Origin of the sequence: Pseudomonas sp. G2-4 (genome assembly GCF_030064125.1) — a bacterium.
In the GTDB taxonomy this organism is placed as follows: domain Bacteria; phylum Pseudomonadota; class Gammaproteobacteria; order Pseudomonadales; family Pseudomonadaceae; genus Aquipseudomonas.
The window spans coordinates 358,945-375,747 of the sequence record NZ_CP125957.1 but is presented as its reverse complement, the minus strand read 5'-3'; the positions used below and the strand labels follow the sequence as shown (position 1 = coordinate 375,747).

General features: G+C 61.4%; 16 protein-coding genes and 1 pseudogene. 14 read left to right on the top strand and 3 right to left on the bottom strand.

Annotation, left to right across the window (positions count from 1 at the left end; translation table 11 throughout):
* The first annotated feature begins 160 nt into the window (after positions 1-160).
* The 3 genes from phaZ (at position 161) to QNH97_RS01695 (ending at position 3,491) form a co-directional block, all read left to right on the top strand.
* Positions 161-1,018 (top strand): poly(3-hydroxyalkanoate) depolymerase, encoded by an 858-nt coding sequence (phaZ, locus tag QNH97_RS01705; protein WP_025211401.1) that lies wholly within the window; start codon positions 161-163, stop codon positions 1,016-1,018.
* A gap of 112 nt (positions 1,019-1,130) precedes the next feature.
* Positions 1,131-2,810, top strand: coding sequence for a class II poly(R)-hydroxyalkanoic acid synthase (gene phaC, locus QNH97_RS01700; protein ID WP_283555312.1), 1,680 nt, complete (start codon positions 1,131-1,133; stop codon positions 2,808-2,810).
* A gap of 60 nt (positions 2,811-2,870) precedes the next feature.
* Positions 2,871-3,491, top strand: coding sequence for a TetR/AcrR family transcriptional regulator (locus QNH97_RS01695; protein ID WP_283555311.1), 621 nt, complete (start codon positions 2,871-2,873; stop codon positions 3,489-3,491).
* A 181-nt stretch (positions 3,492-3,672) separates the two neighbouring features.
* On the opposite strand, the gene QNH97_RS01690 is transcribed toward QNH97_RS01695, so the two are convergent.
* From QNH97_RS01690 to QNH97_RS01680, 3 genes are all read right to left on the bottom strand, one after another.
* Positions 3,673-4,596 (bottom strand): phasin family protein, encoded by a 924-nt coding sequence (locus QNH97_RS01690; RefSeq protein WP_283557586.1) that lies wholly within the window; start codon positions 4,594-4,596, stop codon positions 3,673-3,675.
* A 10-nt stretch (positions 4,597-4,606) separates the two neighbouring features.
* Positions 4,607-5,029, bottom strand: coding sequence for a phasin family protein (locus QNH97_RS01685; protein ID WP_283555310.1), 423 nt, complete (start codon positions 5,027-5,029; stop codon positions 4,607-4,609).
* A gap of 264 nt (positions 5,030-5,293) precedes the next feature.
* Positions 5,294-5,569, bottom strand: coding sequence for a polyhydroxyalkanoic acid system family protein (locus QNH97_RS01680; protein WP_283555309.1), 276 nt, complete (start codon positions 5,567-5,569; stop codon positions 5,294-5,296).
* 155 nt (positions 5,570-5,724) lie between these two features.
* On the opposite strand from QNH97_RS01680, the gene ubiE reads away from it, so the two are divergent.
* From ubiE to QNH97_RS01625, 11 genes and pseudogenes are all read left to right on the top strand, one after another.
* Complete coding sequence (gene ubiE, locus QNH97_RS01675; RefSeq protein ID WP_003186661.1) at positions 5,725-6,495, top strand: bifunctional demethylmenaquinone methyltransferase/2-methoxy-6-polyprenyl-1,4-benzoquinol methylase UbiE; 771 nt, start codon at positions 5,725-5,727, stop codon at positions 6,493-6,495.
* Positions 6,495-7,119: pseudogene (locus QNH97_RS01670) on the top strand (ubiquinone biosynthesis accessory factor UbiJ). The gene ubiE and the pseudogene QNH97_RS01670 overlap by 1 nt, the downstream one beginning before the upstream one ends.
* Positions 7,116-8,720 carry a ubiquinone biosynthesis regulatory protein kinase UbiB gene (gene ubiB / locus QNH97_RS01665; RefSeq protein WP_283555308.1) on the top strand — a complete coding sequence of 535 codons (1,605 nt, stop codon included), beginning with the start codon at positions 7,116-7,118 and terminating at the stop codon, positions 8,718-8,720. Before QNH97_RS01670 ends, ubiB begins: the two are co-directional and overlap by 4 nt.
* Positions 8,721-8,801: 81 nt before the next feature.
* Positions 8,802-9,200: a phosphoribosyl-AMP cyclohydrolase gene (gene hisI, locus QNH97_RS01660; protein WP_003196931.1), complete on the top strand. Its 399-nt coding sequence runs from the start codon at positions 8,802-8,804 to the stop codon at positions 9,198-9,200.
* Positions 9,193-9,525, top strand: coding sequence for a phosphoribosyl-ATP diphosphatase (locus tag QNH97_RS01655; RefSeq protein WP_283555307.1), 333 nt, complete (start codon positions 9,193-9,195; stop codon positions 9,523-9,525). The genes hisI and QNH97_RS01655 overlap by 8 nt, the downstream gene beginning before the upstream one ends.
* A 24-nt stretch (positions 9,526-9,549) precedes the next feature.
* Positions 9,550-9,837 (top strand): twin-arginine translocase TatA/TatE family subunit, encoded by a 288-nt coding sequence (locus QNH97_RS01650; protein ID WP_283555306.1) that lies wholly within the window; start codon positions 9,550-9,552, stop codon positions 9,835-9,837.
* A 10-nt stretch (positions 9,838-9,847) separates the two neighbouring features.
* Positions 9,848-10,270 carry a Sec-independent protein translocase protein TatB gene (gene tatB / locus QNH97_RS01645; protein ID WP_283555305.1) on the top strand — a complete coding sequence of 141 codons (423 nt, stop codon included), beginning with the start codon at positions 9,848-9,850 and terminating at the stop codon, positions 10,268-10,270.
* Positions 10,267-11,064, top strand: coding sequence for a twin-arginine translocase subunit TatC (gene tatC / locus QNH97_RS01640; RefSeq protein WP_502944476.1), 798 nt, complete (start codon positions 10,267-10,269; stop codon positions 11,062-11,064). Before tatB ends, tatC begins: the two co-directional genes overlap by 4 nt.
* The gene (locus QNH97_RS01635; protein WP_283555304.1) at positions 11,061-11,768 is read left to right on the top strand and encodes a 16S rRNA (uracil(1498)-N(3))-methyltransferase; all 708 of its coding nucleotides are present in this window, start codon (positions 11,061-11,063) and stop codon (positions 11,766-11,768) included. The genes tatC and QNH97_RS01635 overlap by 4 nt, the downstream gene beginning before the upstream one ends.
* 114 nt (positions 11,769-11,882) lie before the next feature.
* Positions 11,883-13,787 (top strand): methyl-accepting chemotaxis protein, encoded by a 1,905-nt coding sequence (locus tag QNH97_RS01630; RefSeq protein ID WP_283555303.1) that lies wholly within the window; start codon positions 11,883-11,885, stop codon positions 13,785-13,787.
* Between the two features lie 206 nt (positions 13,788-13,993).
* Positions 13,994-15,898 (top strand): methyl-accepting chemotaxis protein, encoded by a 1,905-nt coding sequence (locus tag QNH97_RS01625; protein WP_283555302.1) that lies wholly within the window; start codon positions 13,994-13,996, stop codon positions 15,896-15,898.
* Positions 15,899-16,803 lie beyond the last annotated feature (905 nt).

The following is a 16,803-nucleotide window of genomic DNA, read 5'->3' as shown; positions in this document are numbered from 1 at the left end:
TGTTCACAGCAGACCCCATGTGGGAGCGAGCTTGCTCGCGATTACGGTGTGTCAGCCGACATTGATGTTGGATGTACCGCCGTCATCGCGAGCAAGCTCGCTCCCACAAGGGATCGGGGGGAAAATGAAAGACAGCGATCCAACCCACAGGGCTTGAAGCATGCCGCAACCGTACATCTTTCGTACCGTCGATCTGGATGGCCAGACCTTGCGCACCGCGGTACGTCCCGGCAAGCCCCACCTGACGCCCCTGCTGATTTTCAACGGCATCGGCGCCAACCTGGAGCTGGTGTTCCCGTTCATCGAGGCCCTGGACCCGGACTTGGAGGTCATTGCCTTCGATGTACCTGGTGTCGGCGGTTCGTCGACGCCCAACCGACCGTATCGCTTTCCTGGCCTGGCAAAACTCACCGCGCGCATGCTCGATTACCTCGACTACGGGCAGGTCAATGTGATTGGCGTGTCCTGGGGCGGCGCCCTGGCCCAGCAGTTCGCCTACGACTACCCTGAACGCTGCAAGAAACTGGTATTGGCGGCCACCGCCGCCGGAGCGGTGATGGTGCCAGGCAAGCCGAAAGTGCTGTGGATGATGGCAAGCCCCCGGCGCTACGTTCAGCCGTCCCATGTGATGCGTATCGCCCCGCTGATCTACGGCGGCTCGTTCCGCCGCGATCCGAGCCTGGCGGCCAGTCACGCGGCCAAGGTTCGCTCGGCGGGCAAGCTCGGTTATTACTGGCAACTGTTTGCAGGCCTGGGTTGGACCAGCATCCACTGGCTGCACAAGATCCACCAGCCCACCCTGGTGCTGGCCGGCGACGATGACCCGCTGATTCCACTGATCAACATGCGCATGCTGGCCTGGCGCATCCCCAACGCCCAGTTGCACATCATCGATGACGGCCATCTGTTCCTGATTACCCGGGCCGAAGCCGTGGCGCCGATCATCATGAAATTTCTGGAGGAAGAACGTCAGCGCGCGGTCATGCACCCGCATCCCGCGCCGCTGGGTGGTGGCTGACGCCGCCCCATAGCGCCTGGCAGGACGCCGGATCGCGCAGCAACCCGAAACAGCGACTATGTTGTCTGGTTCGGTGTGTTTGTTTTTAGCCTGATGACGAAGGAGTTGACTCATGCGCGACAAACCGGCGAAGGGTTCCATACCTGCCCCTGCCAGCTTCATCAATGCACAAAGTGCGATCACCGGCTTGCGCGGCAGGGACCTGCTGTCCACTTTGCGCAGCGTGGCCGCACACGGTTTGCGCAACCCGGTGCACAGTGCTCGGCATGCGTTGAAGCTGGGCAGTCAATTGGGCCGCGTGTTGCTGGGGGAAACCCTGCATCCCACCCCCACCGACCAGCGCTTCGCCGACCCTACCTGGCAGCTCAATCCGTTCTATCGCCGCAGCCTGCAGGCGTACCTGAGCTGGCAGAAACAGGTCCGGAGCTGGATCGACGAAAGCGACATGAACCCGGATGACCGGGCCCGCGCGCACTTCGCCTTCGCGCTGCTCAACGACGCCGTATCGCCCTCCAACACCTTGCTCAACCCGCTGGCGATCAAGGAGCTGTTCAACTCCGGCGGCAGCAGCCTGGTGCGGGGCATCGGCCACTTGGTGGATGACCTGCTGCACAACGATGGCTTGCCACGACAAACCACGCCCCATGCCTTCGAAATCGGCAAGACCCTGGCGACCACTTCCGGCGCTGTGGTGTTTCGCAATGAGATGCTGGAGCTGATCCAGTACAAGTCCATGAGCGAAAAGCAATACGCCAAGCCATTGTTGATCGTGCCGCCGCAGATCAACAAGTTCTACATCTTCGACCTGAGCCCCTCCAACAGCTTCGTCCAGTACGCCCTGAAAAACGGCTTGCAGGTGTTTATCATCAGCTGGCGCAATCCCGATGTACGCCACCGCGAATGGGGCCTGTCCAGCTACGTCCAGGCGACGGAGGAAGCCATGAACGTGTGTCGGGCGATCACCGGCGCCCGTGAGGTCAACCTGATGGGCGCCTGCGCCGGCGGGATGACCATCGCCGCCCTGCAAGGCCACCTGCAAGCCAAACGTCAACTGCGCCGGGTGGCGAGCGCCACATACCTGGTCAGTCTGCTCGATAGCCAGATCGAAAGCCCGGCGACACTGTTCATCGATGAACAGACCCTCGAAGCCGCCAAGCGTCGCTCCTACCAGAAAGGCATCCTCGATGGCCGCGACCTGGCCCGGGTGTTCGCCTGGATGCGGCCCAACGACCTGATCTGGACTTACTTCATCAATAACTACCTGCTGGGCAAGGAGCCGCCGGCCTTCGACATCCTCTATTGGAACAACGACTGCACCCGGCTGCCGGCGGCGCTCCACGGCGACCTGCTGGACTTCTTCAAGCACAATCCCCTGAGCCACGCCGGCGGCCTGGAGGTGTGCGGTACACCGATAGACCTGCAGAAGGTGACGGTAGACAGCTTCAGCGTGGCCGGCATCAACGACCACATCACACCGTGGGATGCGGTCTATCGCTCGACGCTGCTGCTGGGTGGTGAACGACGCTTCGTGCTGTCCAACAGCGGCCATGTCCAGAGCATCCTCAACCCGCCAAGCAACCCGAAGGCCAACTACATCGAAAGCGCGAAACTGAGCAGCGACCCACGGGCCTGGTACTACGACGCCAAGCACGTCGACGGCAGTTGGTGGACCCAATGGCTGGGCTGGATCCAGGAGCGTTCCGGTGCCCAGCATGAAACCCTGATGACCCTGGGCAACGCGAACTACCCGCCCTTGGAAGCGGCTCCCGGGACCTATGTACGTGTGCGCTGAACGCCTCACTCCACGGCCGGGTTGGTGGCCGTGGCACGACTCCATCACCAAGAAGACCGGATGAAAACCCGCGACCGTATCCTCGAATGTGCCCTGCAGTTATTCAATGAAAAGGGCGAGCCGAACGTTTCCACCCTGGAAATTGCCAACGAAATGGGCATCAGCCCCGGTAATCTCTACTATCACTTTCATGGCAAGGAGCCCCTGATCCTCGGGCTGTTCGAGCGTTTCCAGGTCGAATTGGCGCCGCTGCTGGACCCACCACCCGATGTGCAGCTGGCGCCGGAAGACTACTGGCTGTTCCTGCACCTGATCGTCGAACGCCTGGCGCAGTACCGCTTTCTGTTCCAGGACTTGTCGAACCTGGCCGGGCGCCTGCCAAAACTGGCCAAGGGCATCCGCCAGTTGCTCAATGCCCTGAAGCGAACCCTGGCCTCACTGCTGGCGCAGCTCAAGGCCCAGGGGATGCTGGTCAGCGACACCCAGGCGTTGGGTCAGTTGGTCGAGCAGATCACCATGACCTTGCTGTTCTCGCTGGACTATCAGCGAATTCTGGATCGCGAGGGCGAGGTTCGACTGGTGGTCTATCAGATCATGATGCTGGTGGCCCCGCATTTGCCGCCGGCGGCTAAAGTGGCGACCGAGCAACTGGCGTTGCGGTACTTGGAAGAACACGAATAACGACCAGCAGTGGAAGATCCATTGTGGGAGCGAGATTGCTCGCGATTGCGGTGTATCAGTCAAGATCAATACTGCTGACCCACCGCTATCGCGAGCAAGCTCGCTCCCACATTTTTGATCTGCTGCGCACACAAAAACGCCCGACCTTCTCAGGCCGGGCGTTTTTGCGTGTCCTGCTGTATCAGGACTGGGTAGTAGGCGTCGATGGAGCCGGCGCGGGAGTCGGGGTGGCGACCGGAGTCGGAGCCGCGGCGGAGTTCGCTGTGCTCGTCGGGGTAGCCGGTTTGGCGACCGCGGTCGGCGCCTTGGGTGCGGCTGCTTTTGGCGCGGCCGGTTTTTTCACAGCCGGTTTTTTCGCCGCAGCAGGTTTGGCGGCCGCTTTTGCCGCAGGCTTGGCGGCGGGTTTCGCTGCTGGTTTGGCCGCAGCAGGTTTGGCTGCTGCCGTTTTAGCGGCGGGTTTAGCAGCGGGCTTGGCGGCAGGCTTGGCTGTCGCCTTGGCTGCGGGCTTGGCCGCTACCGGTTTGGCCGCTGCCTTGGCGGCAGGTTTGGCGGCAGCCGTTTTAGTCGCAGGCTTGGCTGCCGCTTTTGCCACAGGCTTGGCGACGGTTTTTGCCGCTGCCTTGACCAATGGCTTGGCCGCCGTTTTAGTGGCCGGCTTGGCCGCTGCAGTCTTGCTGGCCACCGGTGCGACTTTCGCCCCAGTGAGCTTTTCGATCTGCTTGGTCAGGGTGTCGACCTTGCTGTGCAGCGCCTTCACTTCATTGCGGCTCGGCACGCCCAGACGGGAGATCGCGCTGTTCAGGCGCTTGTCGAAAGCCCCTTCCAGTTCGTCCCACTTGCCCAGCGCACGGTCCTTCACGCCACCGATTCGCGACTTGGCGGACTCGGCAGAGTCCTTGGCGGCATCGACTTGTTTGCCAACCGCCGTCTTGGTGAGTTTTTCGGCCTTCTCGCCGTCCTTAACCAGGGACTCGAAGAGTTTGCTGCCGTCAGTGTCGATCTTCGAGTACACGCCTAAACCAGCAAGCCAGATTTTGCGGGAGTACTTTTCAATCTTCCCGGCCCACGAGCTGCCTTCTTTTTCAGTGATTTTTTTACCAGCCATCCCGTTCTCCTTAATGTTTACGCGCGACACGTTCGAGCAATGCCGTCAGCTCATCGAGCTTAGCAGAGAGTGTCTCAACGTCATGTTTAGACGGAATGCCGATACGATTCAAGGCACTTGCAACACGGGCATCAAATACTTTCTCGACTTTATCAAGTTGTACTTCAACCCGGGCCTTGAAAGTAGTCACGTCCGTCTTGGCTTCAATCAATTCGCTGTTGGCCGCTTCAAGTTTTCCGGCAATGTTCTTTTTGCCTTTGGTTTCAATAACTTCGCCAGCCTTGATCAACTCCTGAAAGTACTCGCCGCCCTCCTGGCCGACCTTGGTATAGGCGCCCAGGCCAGCCAGCCAGATCTTGCGCGCGTACGTTTTCACGTCGCTGAGCGTGGAAGATTCAACGTCGGTTTTTTTCTTCAAAATAACTTTGGCCATGGTGCACCTCACTCGAAAACAGGTTTGAGGAACTGCCCGTACACGGACGGGCTCAGGCACAAAGTAGTGACATTAATTAGAAAGGGCACCCTAACAACTGACACATAACCGGATGGCGACCGACCTCATGTGGGAGCGAGCTTGCTCGCGATTGCATTGGGTCAGTCACATCGACGTTGCCTGATACTGCGCAATCGCGAGCAAGCTCGCTCCCACAGGGAATGGTGGTGAACTTGAGTGCTGTACTTCCCTTCTTTCGTTCGATCAAGCCAACGCTTTATCCAACGCCTTTTCGATTTCCGCCTTGATCGTACCGCTCATGGCCGACATCAACAGGCCCAGCTCCACATCAACGCGGATCGAGTCCTCGCCCACGAGCACTTCGCCCTTGACCCCGGAGCGCTTGAGTTTCAGGGTGTCGCCCACCCACTGCGGTTCCAGTCCATAGCTGTCGGACAACTTCTGCGCCAGCTTGTCGGCTTTCTCTCGCGCCGCTTCCTTGCCCAGGCCATGGGCACGCTCAACTGTTATACGGGCCATCGGGTGACTCCTGTTTTATCGGGACTTGCCTGAACGTTTCAGACCCTGGCTGCGTCAAAACGTCCCGGTGATGGCCTATCTTACCTGCAGCCTTGCCAAGACAAAGCCCTCCACCGGGATTAGAATGTCCCGCATTCTTTTTTGGTGACAGCGATATGACTGATCAGCGCAAAGGCAGCGATGCCGAACCCACCACTCACTTCGGCTTCAAGAACGTGCCGGAAAGCCAGAAGGCGGAAAAAGTCGCTGAGGTTTTCCACTCGGTGGCCGCCAAATATGACTTGATGAACGACCTGCTCTCGGGCGGCATGCACCGTCTGTGGAAACGTTTCGCAATCGAGCTGTCAGGTGTGCGCAGCGGCAATCGCGTGCTGGACATCGCTGGCGGTACGGGCGACCTGACCAAGAAGTTTTCCCACATCGTCGGGCCGACCGGCCAGGTGGTGCTCGCCGATATCAACGAATCCATGCTCAAGGTCGGTCGCGACCGCCTGCTGGACCTGGGCGTGGCCGGCAACGTCGAATTTGTCCAGGCCGACGCCGAGAAGCTGCCGTTCCCCGACAACCATTTCGACTGCGTGACCATCGCCTTCGGCCTGCGCAACGTCACCCACAAGGAAGACGCCCTGCGCTCGATGCTGCGGGTGCTCAAGCCCGGTGGCCGCCTGCTGGTGCTGGAGTTCTCCAAGCCGACCAACGCGCTGATGTCCAAGGCCTACGACGCCTACTCGTTCGCCTTCATGCCGCTGATGGGCAAGCTGATCACCAATGACTCGGAAAGCTATCGCTACCTGGCCGAGTCGATCCGCATGCACCCGAACCAGGAAACCCTCAAGTCGATGATGGTGGACGCCGGTTTCGACCGCGTGACCTACCACAACATGACCGCAGGCATCGTGGCCCTGCACCGCGGCATCAAGCCCTGATGCTGCTCACCGGCCTGCTCGCCAGCGTCGAACTCGGCATCAACCGGGTACTGCGCCTGGACAGCACCGCACTTGCGCGCCTGGCGCACTTGAGCGGCAAGGTCATTGCCGTGGACTGCCGCAGCCCGGCGTTGCAGTTGTTCATCTTGCCCAGCGACGAAGGCCTGATGCTCGCAGCGCACTGGGAAGCCGAGGCGGACTGCACGCTGCGCGCCCCGGCATCGAGCTTGCTGAGCCTGGCCCTGAGCAAGGACAAGACTGCGGTGCTGCACCGTCCAGAAGTCGAGCTCGATGGCGACAGCGGCGTGCTGCTGGAGCTGACGGCAATCCTTCAGGACCTGGAACTGGACTGGGAATATGAAGTGTCCCGCTGGCTCGGCCCGGTGGCCACCCAGTTGCTCAGCGGCCATCTGCGCAGCCGCACCCACTGGTACCGCCAGGGGTTCGCCAGCCTGGGGCAGAATCTGAGTGAATACCTGGCCGAAGAATCGCGTACTCTCGTAGGCCAACGCGAAGCCGAAGCCCGTTTTAATGAACTGGACCAGATCAAGCTTGACCTGGAACGTCTCGAGGCGCGTTTCGAGCGCCTTTCCCGAACCCTTGAAACCAAGCGATAACGCATGAAGCTGCTTGCCGTCCGCCGTTTGTTGCGCATCCAGCGCGTCGTGATCCGTTACCGCCTCGATGACCTGCTGTTCGCCCTGCCGCTGCCCTGGTTTCTCCTGGCACTGCGCTTCGTACTGCCATGGCGCTGGTTTCCCCGCCGCACGCTGGACCTGAGTCGCGGCGCACGCCTGCGCCTGGCCTTGCAAGACCTGGGGCCGATCTTCATCAAGTTCGGCCAGATCCTCTCGACCCGTCGCGACCTGCTGCCCGAAGACATCGCCGATGAACTGATGCGACTGCAAGATCGCGTGCCGCCGTTCGATTCCAAGCTGTCGGTGGCCCTGATCGAGGAACAACTGGGCAAGAAGATCAGCGAAGTCTTCAGCCGCTTCGACGTCGAGCCCCTGGCCTCGGCCTCCGTGGCCCAGGTGCACGCCGCGCAACTCAAGAGCGGCGAAGAAGTGGTGGTCAAGGTCATTCGCCCGGGCCTCAAGCCGATCATTGCCCAGGACCTGGCGTGGCTGTTCATCCTCGCCCGCGCCGCCGAGCGGCTGTCGGCGGATGCGCGCCTGCTGCACCCGGTGGACGTGGTCCAGGACTACGAAAAAACCATCTACGACGAACTCGACCTGCTGCGCGAAGCCGCCAACGCCAGCCAGCTGCGCCGCAACTTCGAAGGCTCGCCCCTGCTCTACGTGCCGCAAGTCTATTGGGACTGGTGCCGCCCGAAAGTGTTGGTGATGGAGCGCATCTACGGTATCCAGGTGACCGACCTGGCGACCCTGGCCGACCAGCGCACCGACATGAAGCTGCTGGCCGAGCGCGGCGTGGAAATCTTCTTCACCCAGGTGTTTCGCGACAGCTTCTTCCACGCCGACATGCACCCCGGCAACATCTTCGTCAGCACCGTGCAGCCGTGGAGTCCACAGTACATTGCCATCGACTGCGGCATCGTCGGCAGCCTGACCCCGGAAGACCAGGATTACCTGGCCCGCAACCTGTTCGCTTTCTTCAAACGCGACTACCGCCGCGTGGCACAACTGCACATCGACTCTGGCTGGGTACCGGCCGAAACCAAGCTCAACGAATTCGAAGCAGCGATCCGTACCGTGTGCGAACCGATCTTCGAAAAACCGTTAAAAGATATTTCCTTCGGTCAGGTGCTGATGCGCCTGTTCCAGACCGCGCGTCGCTTCAACATGGAGGTTCAGCCACAGCTGGTGCTGTTGCAGAAGACCCTGCTGAACATCGAAGGCCTGGGTCGCCAGTTGTACCCGGACCTGGACCTGTGGAACACCGCCCAGCCTTTCCTCGAGCGGTGGATGCGCGAGCGCGTCAGCCCGCGAACCTTGCTGGGCAACGTGCAGAGCCAGTTCGAGCAGATCCCGCACCTGGCCAACATGACCCGCGACCTGCTCGAACGCATGTCCCAACCCCACGCCCACGACCCGGCGCCACCCTGGAAACAGCGCAAGGACGACTGGTTGCTGCGCCTGCTGGGCGCAGCTCACCTGGGTGGCGGCGCAGTGCTGGCGACCGGTGGGCCGTTGAGCCAACTGGGGCACTGGCCGGCCGGGATCATGGTGGCTGTTGGTTTGTATCTGGTCGTTCGCCGATAGCCAGCACCGGTTCGCGCTGGCACACTGTTTCAACGCTGGGCCCGCCGACTTGAAGTGCGCGGCCCATTGTCGGAGTCGAAGATGAAAAACTGGCAGGACGAGATCAAATGGGACGCTGACGGCCTGGTGCCGGCCATCGCCCAGGATCACAAGACCGGGCGTGTGCTGATGATGGCCTGGATGAACCGCGAAGCGCTGGCCCTGACCGCCGCCGAGAACCGCGCCATCTATTGGTCACGTTCCCGTGGCAAGTTGTGGCGCAAGGGTGAAGAGTCCGGGCATGTGCAGCACCTGCATGAGATGCGCCTGGATTGCGACGGCGACGTCATCATCCTGATGGTCGAGCAAGTCGGTGAGATTGCTTGCCACACCGGCCGTCAAAGCTGCTTCTATCGCGTCTTCGAGAACGGCGACTGGAAAACCGTCGACCCGGTGCTCAAGGACCCGCATGCCATTTATTCAGGACATACCCATGAGTGACACCCTGACCCGTCTGGCCCAGGTGCTGGAAGAGCGCAAAGGCGCCGCGGCCGACAGCTCTTATGTCGCCAGCCTGTACCACAAGGGTTTGAACAAGATTCTGGAAAAAGTCGGCGAAGAGTCGGTCGAAACCATCATCGCCGCCAAGGATGCTGCCATCAGCGGCGACTGCAGCGACGTGATCTATGAGACCGCCGACCTGTGGTTCCACAGCCTGGTCATGCTCGCCCAACTGGGGCAGCACCCGCAGGCTGTACTGGATGAACTGGACCGTCGCTTCGGTCTGTCCGGACACGTCGAGAAAGCCTCGCGTCCGTCCGATTGATCAACTCTCAAGAGGAATAGCCACATGGGTATTTTTGACTGGAAACACTGGGTCGTCATTCTGGTAGTCGTCGTGCTGGTGTTCGGTACCAAGAAACTGAAAAACCTCGGCACCGATGTCGGCGAGTCGATCAAGGGCTTTCGCAAGGCCATGAACGATGACGAAAAACCGGCCGACCCAACGGCGGCTCCCGCCCAACCGGCGCAGCCGACCCAACCGGTACACCCCCAGGCCGCCCAGCCTGTGAATGCGCCGCACACCATCGACGTGCAGGCCCAGAAAGTCGAAGAGCCCGCCCGCAAAGACTCGTGAGCACTGACTAATGTTTGGGATCAGCTTCACTGAACTGCTGCTCGTCGGCCTCGTCGCCCTGCTGGTATTGGGCCCCGAGCGTCTGCCGGGTGCTGCGCGTACCGCCGGTCTCTGGATCGGGCGACTCAAGCGCAGCTTCAATGCGATCAAACAGGAAGTTGAACGTGAAATCGGTGCCGACGACATCCGTCGGCAGCTGCACAACGAACACATCCTGTCCCTGGAGCAGGAAGCACGGAAAATCTTCACGCCGACCCAACAGGAACCGACGCCGGTCCAACCTGCGGTCGAACCAACGATAGCGCCCCAGGCGCCGGTGGACGGCGCGGTGCCGGCGACTGGGCCGACTCCAGTGACACCGACGGTGGCTGATACAGCGCCCCCCGCAGCCCCTGCGCCCAACGACCCTACATTGCCGCCGCGAGCCCCATGAGCGATCTCCCTGAAAACGACCAGCCGATGCCGCTGGTATCGCACCTTACCGAGCTGCGCACCCGCCTGCTGCGTTGCGTCGCGGCGGTTTTCATCCTCTTCGCCGGGTTGTTCGCCTTCACCCAGCAGATCTACACCTTCGTCTCCACGCCGCTGCGCCAGTACCTGCCAGTCGGGGCAACGATGATTGCCACCGATGTGTCGTCGCCGTTCCTGACGCCACTGAAGCTGACGATGATGGTTTCGCTGTTCCTGGCGATCCCGGTAATCCTGCACCAGATCTGGGGCTTCATCGCGCCAGGCCTGTACAAGCATGAAAAACGCATCGCCGTGCCACTGCTGGTGTCGAGCATCCTGCTGTTCTATACCGGCATGGCCTTCGCCTATTTCTTCGTGTTCCCGCTGATCTTCAAGTTCTTCGCCGCCGCCACTCCGGCGGGCGTGGAGATGATGACCGACATCACCAGTTACCTGGACTTCGTCATGACGCTGTTCTTCGCCTTCGGCGTGGCGTTCGAAATCCCGGTGGCCGTGGTATTGCTGGTGTGGATCGGCGTGGTTGACGTGGCGTACCTGAAGAAAATCCGCCCTTACGTGATCATTGGCTGCTTCGTGGTCGGCATGATCCTGACCCCGCCGGACATCTTCTCCCAAACCCTGCTGGCCGTGCCGATGTGGCTGCTGTTCGAGATCGGCATCCTGTTCGGTGGCCTGGTGCGCAAGCGCAGGGAAGAAGAGCCCGAGGAACAGCCCGCCGACGACCACAACGACCAGCCGCCAGCGACCCAAGCGTGAACCTGCTGCTGCTTGAAGAGGCCGATTTCATTGGGCCCGACCGGGTGGTCCTGAGCGATCGCCGGTTGACTCACATGCAGGAAGTCCACCGCAGCGCCGTCGGCGACAGCCTGCGGGTCGGGCGCATCGGCGGCTTGATGGGTACCGCCCAAGTGCTGCGCCTGGAAGCCCGCGAGGCCGAACTGCAAGTGACCCTCGACCAGCCACCACCGGCCAAATTGCCGCTCACGCTGGTACTGGCCCTGCCTCGCCCGAAAATGCTCCGTCGAGTGTTCCAGACCATCGCCAGCATGGGCGTGCCGCGCGTGGTGCTGGTCAACAGTTATCGCGTGGAAAAGAGCTTCTGGCAGACCCCGTTCCTGGAACCCGAGGCGATTCGCGAGCAATTGATCCTTGGCCTGGAGCAAGCCCGAGACAGTGTGCTGCCAGACATCATCATTGAAAAACGCTTCAAGCCCTTCGTCGAGGACCGCCTGCCGGCCATCGTGAACGGCACCCTCGGACTGGTCGGCCACCCTGGCAAGCACCCGCCCTGCCCGCGAGCGCTAACAGAACCGGTGACCTTGGCCATCGGGCCCGAAGGCGGTTGGATTCCCTACGAGATCGACCTGCTGGGCAAGGCCGGCCTGCAACCGGTACAACTGGGTGAGCGGATCCTGCGGGTCGAGACCGCGGTTACAGCGCTGCTCGCACGACTGTTCTGATCCCTTTGGTTTGCTACGGTATTCCAAACGCATCTAACTCATTTCTCCTGCTCTCCCTCTATGGGCCGATAGTGCTTTATACAAAGCAATTCCGCCCTTCAAGGGAGTATCAGCATGTTCCGATGGCTAGATAACGTAGGCGTTAATCGCAAACTCGGCTTCGGCTTCGGTCTAGTGCTGTTCCTAACCTTGATGATCGCCTTCACCGGATGGACCGGCCTGAGCAATGTAATTGCACGCGGCGACACGCTGGGGGTCATCGCTAGCCTGAACGACCTGACCAAAGACCTGCGCTCGGCACGCATGGATTATGACGCGACCCGCGGCGAAAAAGGCCCAGGTGACATCAACGATCTCCTCGGCAAATTGGAGCCTGGGCTACAGACCGCCCGCCAATCGATCGAGCAACCGGCCGACGTGGCGATCATCGACAAGCAACTGGCGGCGGTCGCTGAGTACAGAGTTGCCGTCGCTGAATTGATCCGCGCCACCGCCAGTCGTGAGGATGCGCGCAGCAAATTGGGCGCCAACGCCGATAACGCCGTGGCCCGCGTCGCCAACGTTGAAAATGCGATTCGGCAAAGCGACAACGTTGCTCAGTTCGACAGTGTGGTAAACCTGAGTAAAGCAATCCAGCAAGCCCGCTATCAGGTTCGCGGCTATACCTACAGTGGCAAGGCCGAGGCCGAGCAACCAGCCCTGGATGCCATCGATAACGCGTTGAAAGCCCTCGGCAGCCTGCCGGCCCAACTGCCCGATGAGCACGCCGCCGACCTGCAACAGGCCAACGAATCGTTCAAGAGCTATCGTGCCGCGATCAGCCAGTTCCATGACGCCCAGACCGCCAGCGCTGCCGCCATCAAGCGCATGTCCGACCTGGGGGTTGTGCTACGCGAGGGCAGCAGAAACCTCACCCTGTCCCAAACGGCCGTGCGCGACCATGATGCAGTCCAAGCCGACATTTTCCTGATCTCGGCCGCCGCGCTGGCCCTGCTGTTCGGGGTCATTGCAGCCATGGCGATCACCCGACAGATCGTCATCCCGCTGGAGCAGACTCTCAAGGTCGCCGAACGCGTGGCAGCAGGCGACTTGACCCACAATCTCAGTTCCGAGCGCCGCGACGAACTGGGCCAACTGCAACGTGCCATGCAGAGCATGACCGTGGGCCTGCGCCAATTGATCGGCGGTATCGGCGAAGGCGTCACGCAAATCGCCAGCGCCGCCGAGCAGCTCTCGGCCGTTACCGAACAGACCAGTGCCGGGGTCAACAGCCAGAAAGTGGAAACCGATCAGGTTGCCACCGCCATGCACGAAATGACCGCCACGGTGCAGGAAGTAGCGCGTAACGCCGAGGAAGCCTCCGAAGCCGCGGTCGCCGCTGACCAGCAGGCTCGCGAAGGCGAAAAAGTGGTGGGCGAAGCCATCGCCCAGATCGAACGCCTGTCCAAGGAAGTGAGCAATTCCACCGAAGCGATGGGCCATCTCAAGCGCGAGAGCGACAAGATCGGCAGTGTGCTGGATGTGATCAAGTCCGTGGCCCAGCAAACCAACCTGCTGGCCCTTAACGCGGCCATCGAGGCGGCCCGGGCCGGTGAAGCAGGGCGTGGTTTTGCGGTGGTGGCCGACGAGGTCCGCAGCCTGGCCCAGCGCACCCAGAAATCCACTGAAGAGATCGAGCAACTGATCCTCGGCCTGCAATCGGGCACCGAACAGGTTGCGACCACCCTGGACAACAGCCGCAGTCTGACCGACAGCAGCGTCGAACTGACCCGCCGTGCCGGCGGCTCACTGGAAAACATCACCCGCACCGTCTCGGCAATCCAGTCGATGAACCAGCAGATCGCCGCTGCGGCCGAGCAGCAGAGCGCCGTGGCCGAAGAGATCAACCGCAGCGTCGTGAATGTTCGCGATGTGTCCGAACAAACCGCCGCTTCCAGCGAAGAAACCGCCGCCTCCAGCGCAGAGCTGGCGCGACTGGGGGTTCATTTGCAAACGCTGGTAGGTCGCTTCAAGGTCTAGAGGCATAAACCCTGTGGCGGGGGAGCTTGCTCCCGCTTGGGCGCGAAGCGCCCCCCGCCGGGCTCGAACTGACAACGGCTTCGCAGCCAAGCACAAGCAAGCGCTCCCCCCTACGAGAAGCACCTGACACCTATTCTCTACAGATCCCTTCCAACCGGCCGATATAGCTCTCAGCATATAAATTCAACGCTGCGGGGAGTAACGGCATGTTCCGATGGCTAGGTCACGTAGGCGTCAATCGCAAGCTTGGTTTCGGCTTCGGTCTGGTGCTGTTTCTAACCCTGATGATCGCTTTCACCGGCTGGAGCGGCCTGGGCAATGTGATCAGCCGCGGCGACAAGCTGGGCTACATTTCCAGCCTGAACGAATTGAGTAAGGACCTGCGTCTGGCGCGTTTGGACTACTACAACGCCCGAGGCGAGAACGGTCCACAGGAAGTCAACGATCTGCTTGGCAAGCTCGAGGCCGGACTGACGAGCGCCCGCCAGATGATCGAGCAGCCGGACGATGTGGCCCTGATCGACAAACAGCTGGCCGCAGTGGCCGAATACAAAAGCGCCTTCGCCGAGATGGCCAGCGCCACCGTCAGCCGCGAAGATGCCCGCAGCAAACTCGGCGCCAGTGCCGACAACGCCGTGGCCCGTGTCACTGAAGTTGAAAAGGCGATGCTGCAAAGTGGAGACATCGCCCAATTCAACAACGTGGTGTCCCTGAGCAAAGCGATCCAGCAAGCCCGTTACCAAGTTCGCGGCTACACCTACAGCGGCAAGAGCGAAGCCCAGCAACCGGCCCTTGACGCCATCACCGACGTCCTCAAACTCCTCGCACGCCTGCCGGCACAGTTGCCTGAGGAGCATGCCACCCCCCTGCAGCAGGCCAGCGACTCGATGAACGCCTACCGTGCAGCGGTCAGCCAGTTCCGAGACTCCCAGCTTGATACTGCCGCTGCGCTCAAGCGCATGACAGAGCAAGGCGAGGTGCTGCTTGAGTCCAGCAAAAGCCTGACCGTGTCCCAGACGGCCGTGCGCGACCATGACGCCGCCCAGGCCAAAACTATTCTGGTGTCCGCCGCCGTGCTGGCCATGTTGTTCGGCGTGATCGCAGCGCTGGTCATCACCCGTCAGATCGTCGGCCCGCTGGATCAGACCCTCAAAGTCGCCGAGCGGATTGCCGCAGGCGACCTGACCCACAACCTCACCTCCGAGCGACGTGACGAACTGGGCCAGCTGCAGCGCTCCATGCAGAGCATGACCGTGGGTCTGCGGCAATTGATTGGCGGCATCAGCGAAGGCGTCACACAAATCGCCAGCGCCGCCGAACAGCTCTCGGCCGTCACCGAGCAGACCAGCGCCGGGGTCAACAGCCAGAAAGTGGAGACCGACCAGGTCGCCACCGCCATGCACGAAATGACCGCCACGGTGCAAGAAGTGGCGCGCAATGCCGAGGAAGCTTCCGAAGCGGCCGTCGCGGCTGACCAGCAGGCTCGCGAAGGCGAAAAAGTGGTCGGCGAAGCCATCGCCCAAATCGAACGCCTGGCCCTGGAGGTGGGTAACTCCACCGCAGCGATGGGCGACCTGAAGCGCGAAAGCGACAAGATTGGCAGCGTGCTGGACGTGATCAAGTCCGTGGCCCAGCAAACCAACCTGCTGGCCCTTAACGCGGCCATCGAGGCGGCCCGTGCGGGCGAAGCCGGACGTGGTTTCGCGGTGGTGGCCGACGAGGTCCGCAGCCTGGCCCAGCGCACCCAGAAGTCTACCGAAGAAATCGAGCAACTGATTGTCGGCCTGCAGTCGGGCACCGAGCAGGTGGCGACCATTATGGATAACAGCCGCAGCCTGACTGACAACAGTGTCGAACTGACCCGCCGCGCGGGTGGTTCACTGGAAAACATCACTCGCACGGTTTCGGCCATTCAGTCGATGAACCAGCAGATCGCCGCAGCGGCCGAGCAGCAGAGTGCTGTGGCTGAGGAGATCAATCGTAGCGTGCTGAATGTGCGTGATGTGTCGGAGCAGACGGCGTCGTCCAGTGAGGAAACTGCTGCGTCCAGTGCTGAGCTGGCGCGGTTGGGGGTTCATTTGCAGACGTTGGTGGGGCGGTTTAGGGTTTGATGCGTTTGACTTGGGTCTTGGGTCTTGGGTCTTGGGTGTATATCCGTTTTTTGGGTAACGGCTGCTGGCGGTTCCGCCCTTACGGCGTCTTACTTTTGAGAAGCGCAAAAGTAAGCAAAACGCTTTAGCCCCACCACTTGGTGCCTCGCCTAGGCTCGGCATGCCCTCACTCCGGCATTGCTCCGTGGGTCCGCCGCGAAGGACCATCCATGGTCCAGCGCGGCTACCTCGGCATCCATGCCGAGGTGCCCACTGCGCAATGCCTGCGTTCGGCCATCGTGGTTAATAGGGCGCCCGAGATCAACGTCCGTCGCGAGGCGGCCTGATAGCCGACCTGTCTCTTTTGTCGTACTCCGATCCAATTGTGGGAGCGAGCCTGCTCGCGAAGGCAATGTCAGCGTCGACGAAGATATGGGATTTGCTGGCCTCATCGCGAGCAAGCTCGCACACAAGGGATGTGTGGCGGATGTAAATTCTGTGGCTGTTGAAGGTCGAAATGTGGGAGCGAGCTTGCTCGCGATGACGGCAGTCAATCCAACCGCTATGTCACTGAACCACCGCTATCGCGAACAGACTGAGGCTGTGAGGGTGCGACCGCAGCCAACTAGGATGTCGTATGTACTGGCCCCTTCGCGAGCAGGCTCGCTCCCACAGGGGAAACGCGGTCTCACCCAAAGCCAGGTCGGCTATAAGGCCGCCTCGCGACGGACGTTGATCTCGGGCGCCCCATTAACCACGCTGGCCGAACGCAGGCGTTGCGCACTGGGCACCTCGGCATGGATGCCGAGGTAGCCGCGCTGGACCATGGATGGTCCTTCGCGGCGGACCCACGGAGCAATGCCGGAGTGAGGGCATGCCGAGCCTAGGCGAGGCACCGAGTGGTGGGGCAAAAGCGCTTTGGTTAC

What these genes read in the sequence shown, in the direction of transcription:
- tatB (WP_283555305.1), top strand. Translation starts at nt 9,848, where the DNA reads ATGTTTGGGATCAGCTTCACTGAACTGCTGCTCGTCGGCCTCGTCGCC.
- hisI (WP_003196931.1), top strand. Translation starts at nt 8,802, where the DNA reads ATGAAAAACTGGCAGGACGAGATCAAATGGGACGCTGACGGCCTGGTG.
- ubiE (WP_003186661.1), top strand. Translation starts at nt 5,725, where the DNA reads ATGACTGATCAGCGCAAAGGCAGCGATGCCGAACCCACCACTCACTTC.
- QNH97_RS01685 (WP_283555310.1), bottom strand. Translation starts at nt 5,029, where the DNA reads ATGGCCAAAGTTATTTTGAAGAAAAAAACCGACGTTGAATCTTCCACG.
- QNH97_RS01625 (WP_283555302.1), top strand. Translation starts at nt 13,994, where the DNA reads ATGTTCCGATGGCTAGGTCACGTAGGCGTCAATCGCAAGCTTGGTTTC.
- QNH97_RS01690 (WP_283557586.1), bottom strand. Translation starts at nt 4,596, where the DNA reads ATGGCTGGTAAAAAAATCACTGAAAAAGAAGGCAGCTCGTGGGCCGGG.
- phaC (WP_283555312.1), top strand. Translation starts at nt 1,131, where the DNA reads ATGCGCGACAAACCGGCGAAGGGTTCCATACCTGCCCCTGCCAGCTTC.
- QNH97_RS01680 (WP_283555309.1), bottom strand. Translation starts at nt 5,569, where the DNA reads ATGGCCCGTATAACAGTTGAGCGTGCCCATGGCCTGGGCAAGGAAGCG.
- phaZ (WP_025211401.1), top strand. Translation starts at nt 161, where the DNA reads ATGCCGCAACCGTACATCTTTCGTACCGTCGATCTGGATGGCCAGACC.
- QNH97_RS01655 (WP_283555307.1), top strand. Translation starts at nt 9,193, where the DNA reads ATGAGTGACACCCTGACCCGTCTGGCCCAGGTGCTGGAAGAGCGCAAA.
- tatC (WP_502944476.1), top strand. Translation starts at nt 10,267, where the DNA reads ATGAGCGATCTCCCTGAAAACGACCAGCCGATGCCGCTGGTATCGCAC.
- QNH97_RS01630 (WP_283555303.1), top strand. Translation starts at nt 11,883, where the DNA reads ATGTTCCGATGGCTAGATAACGTAGGCGTTAATCGCAAACTCGGCTTC.
- QNH97_RS01650 (WP_283555306.1), top strand. Translation starts at nt 9,550, where the DNA reads ATGGGTATTTTTGACTGGAAACACTGGGTCGTCATTCTGGTAGTCGTC.
- ubiB (WP_283555308.1), top strand. Translation starts at nt 7,116, where the DNA reads ATGAAGCTGCTTGCCGTCCGCCGTTTGTTGCGCATCCAGCGCGTCGTG.
- QNH97_RS01695 (WP_283555311.1), top strand. Translation starts at nt 2,871, where the DNA reads ATGAAAACCCGCGACCGTATCCTCGAATGTGCCCTGCAGTTATTCAAT.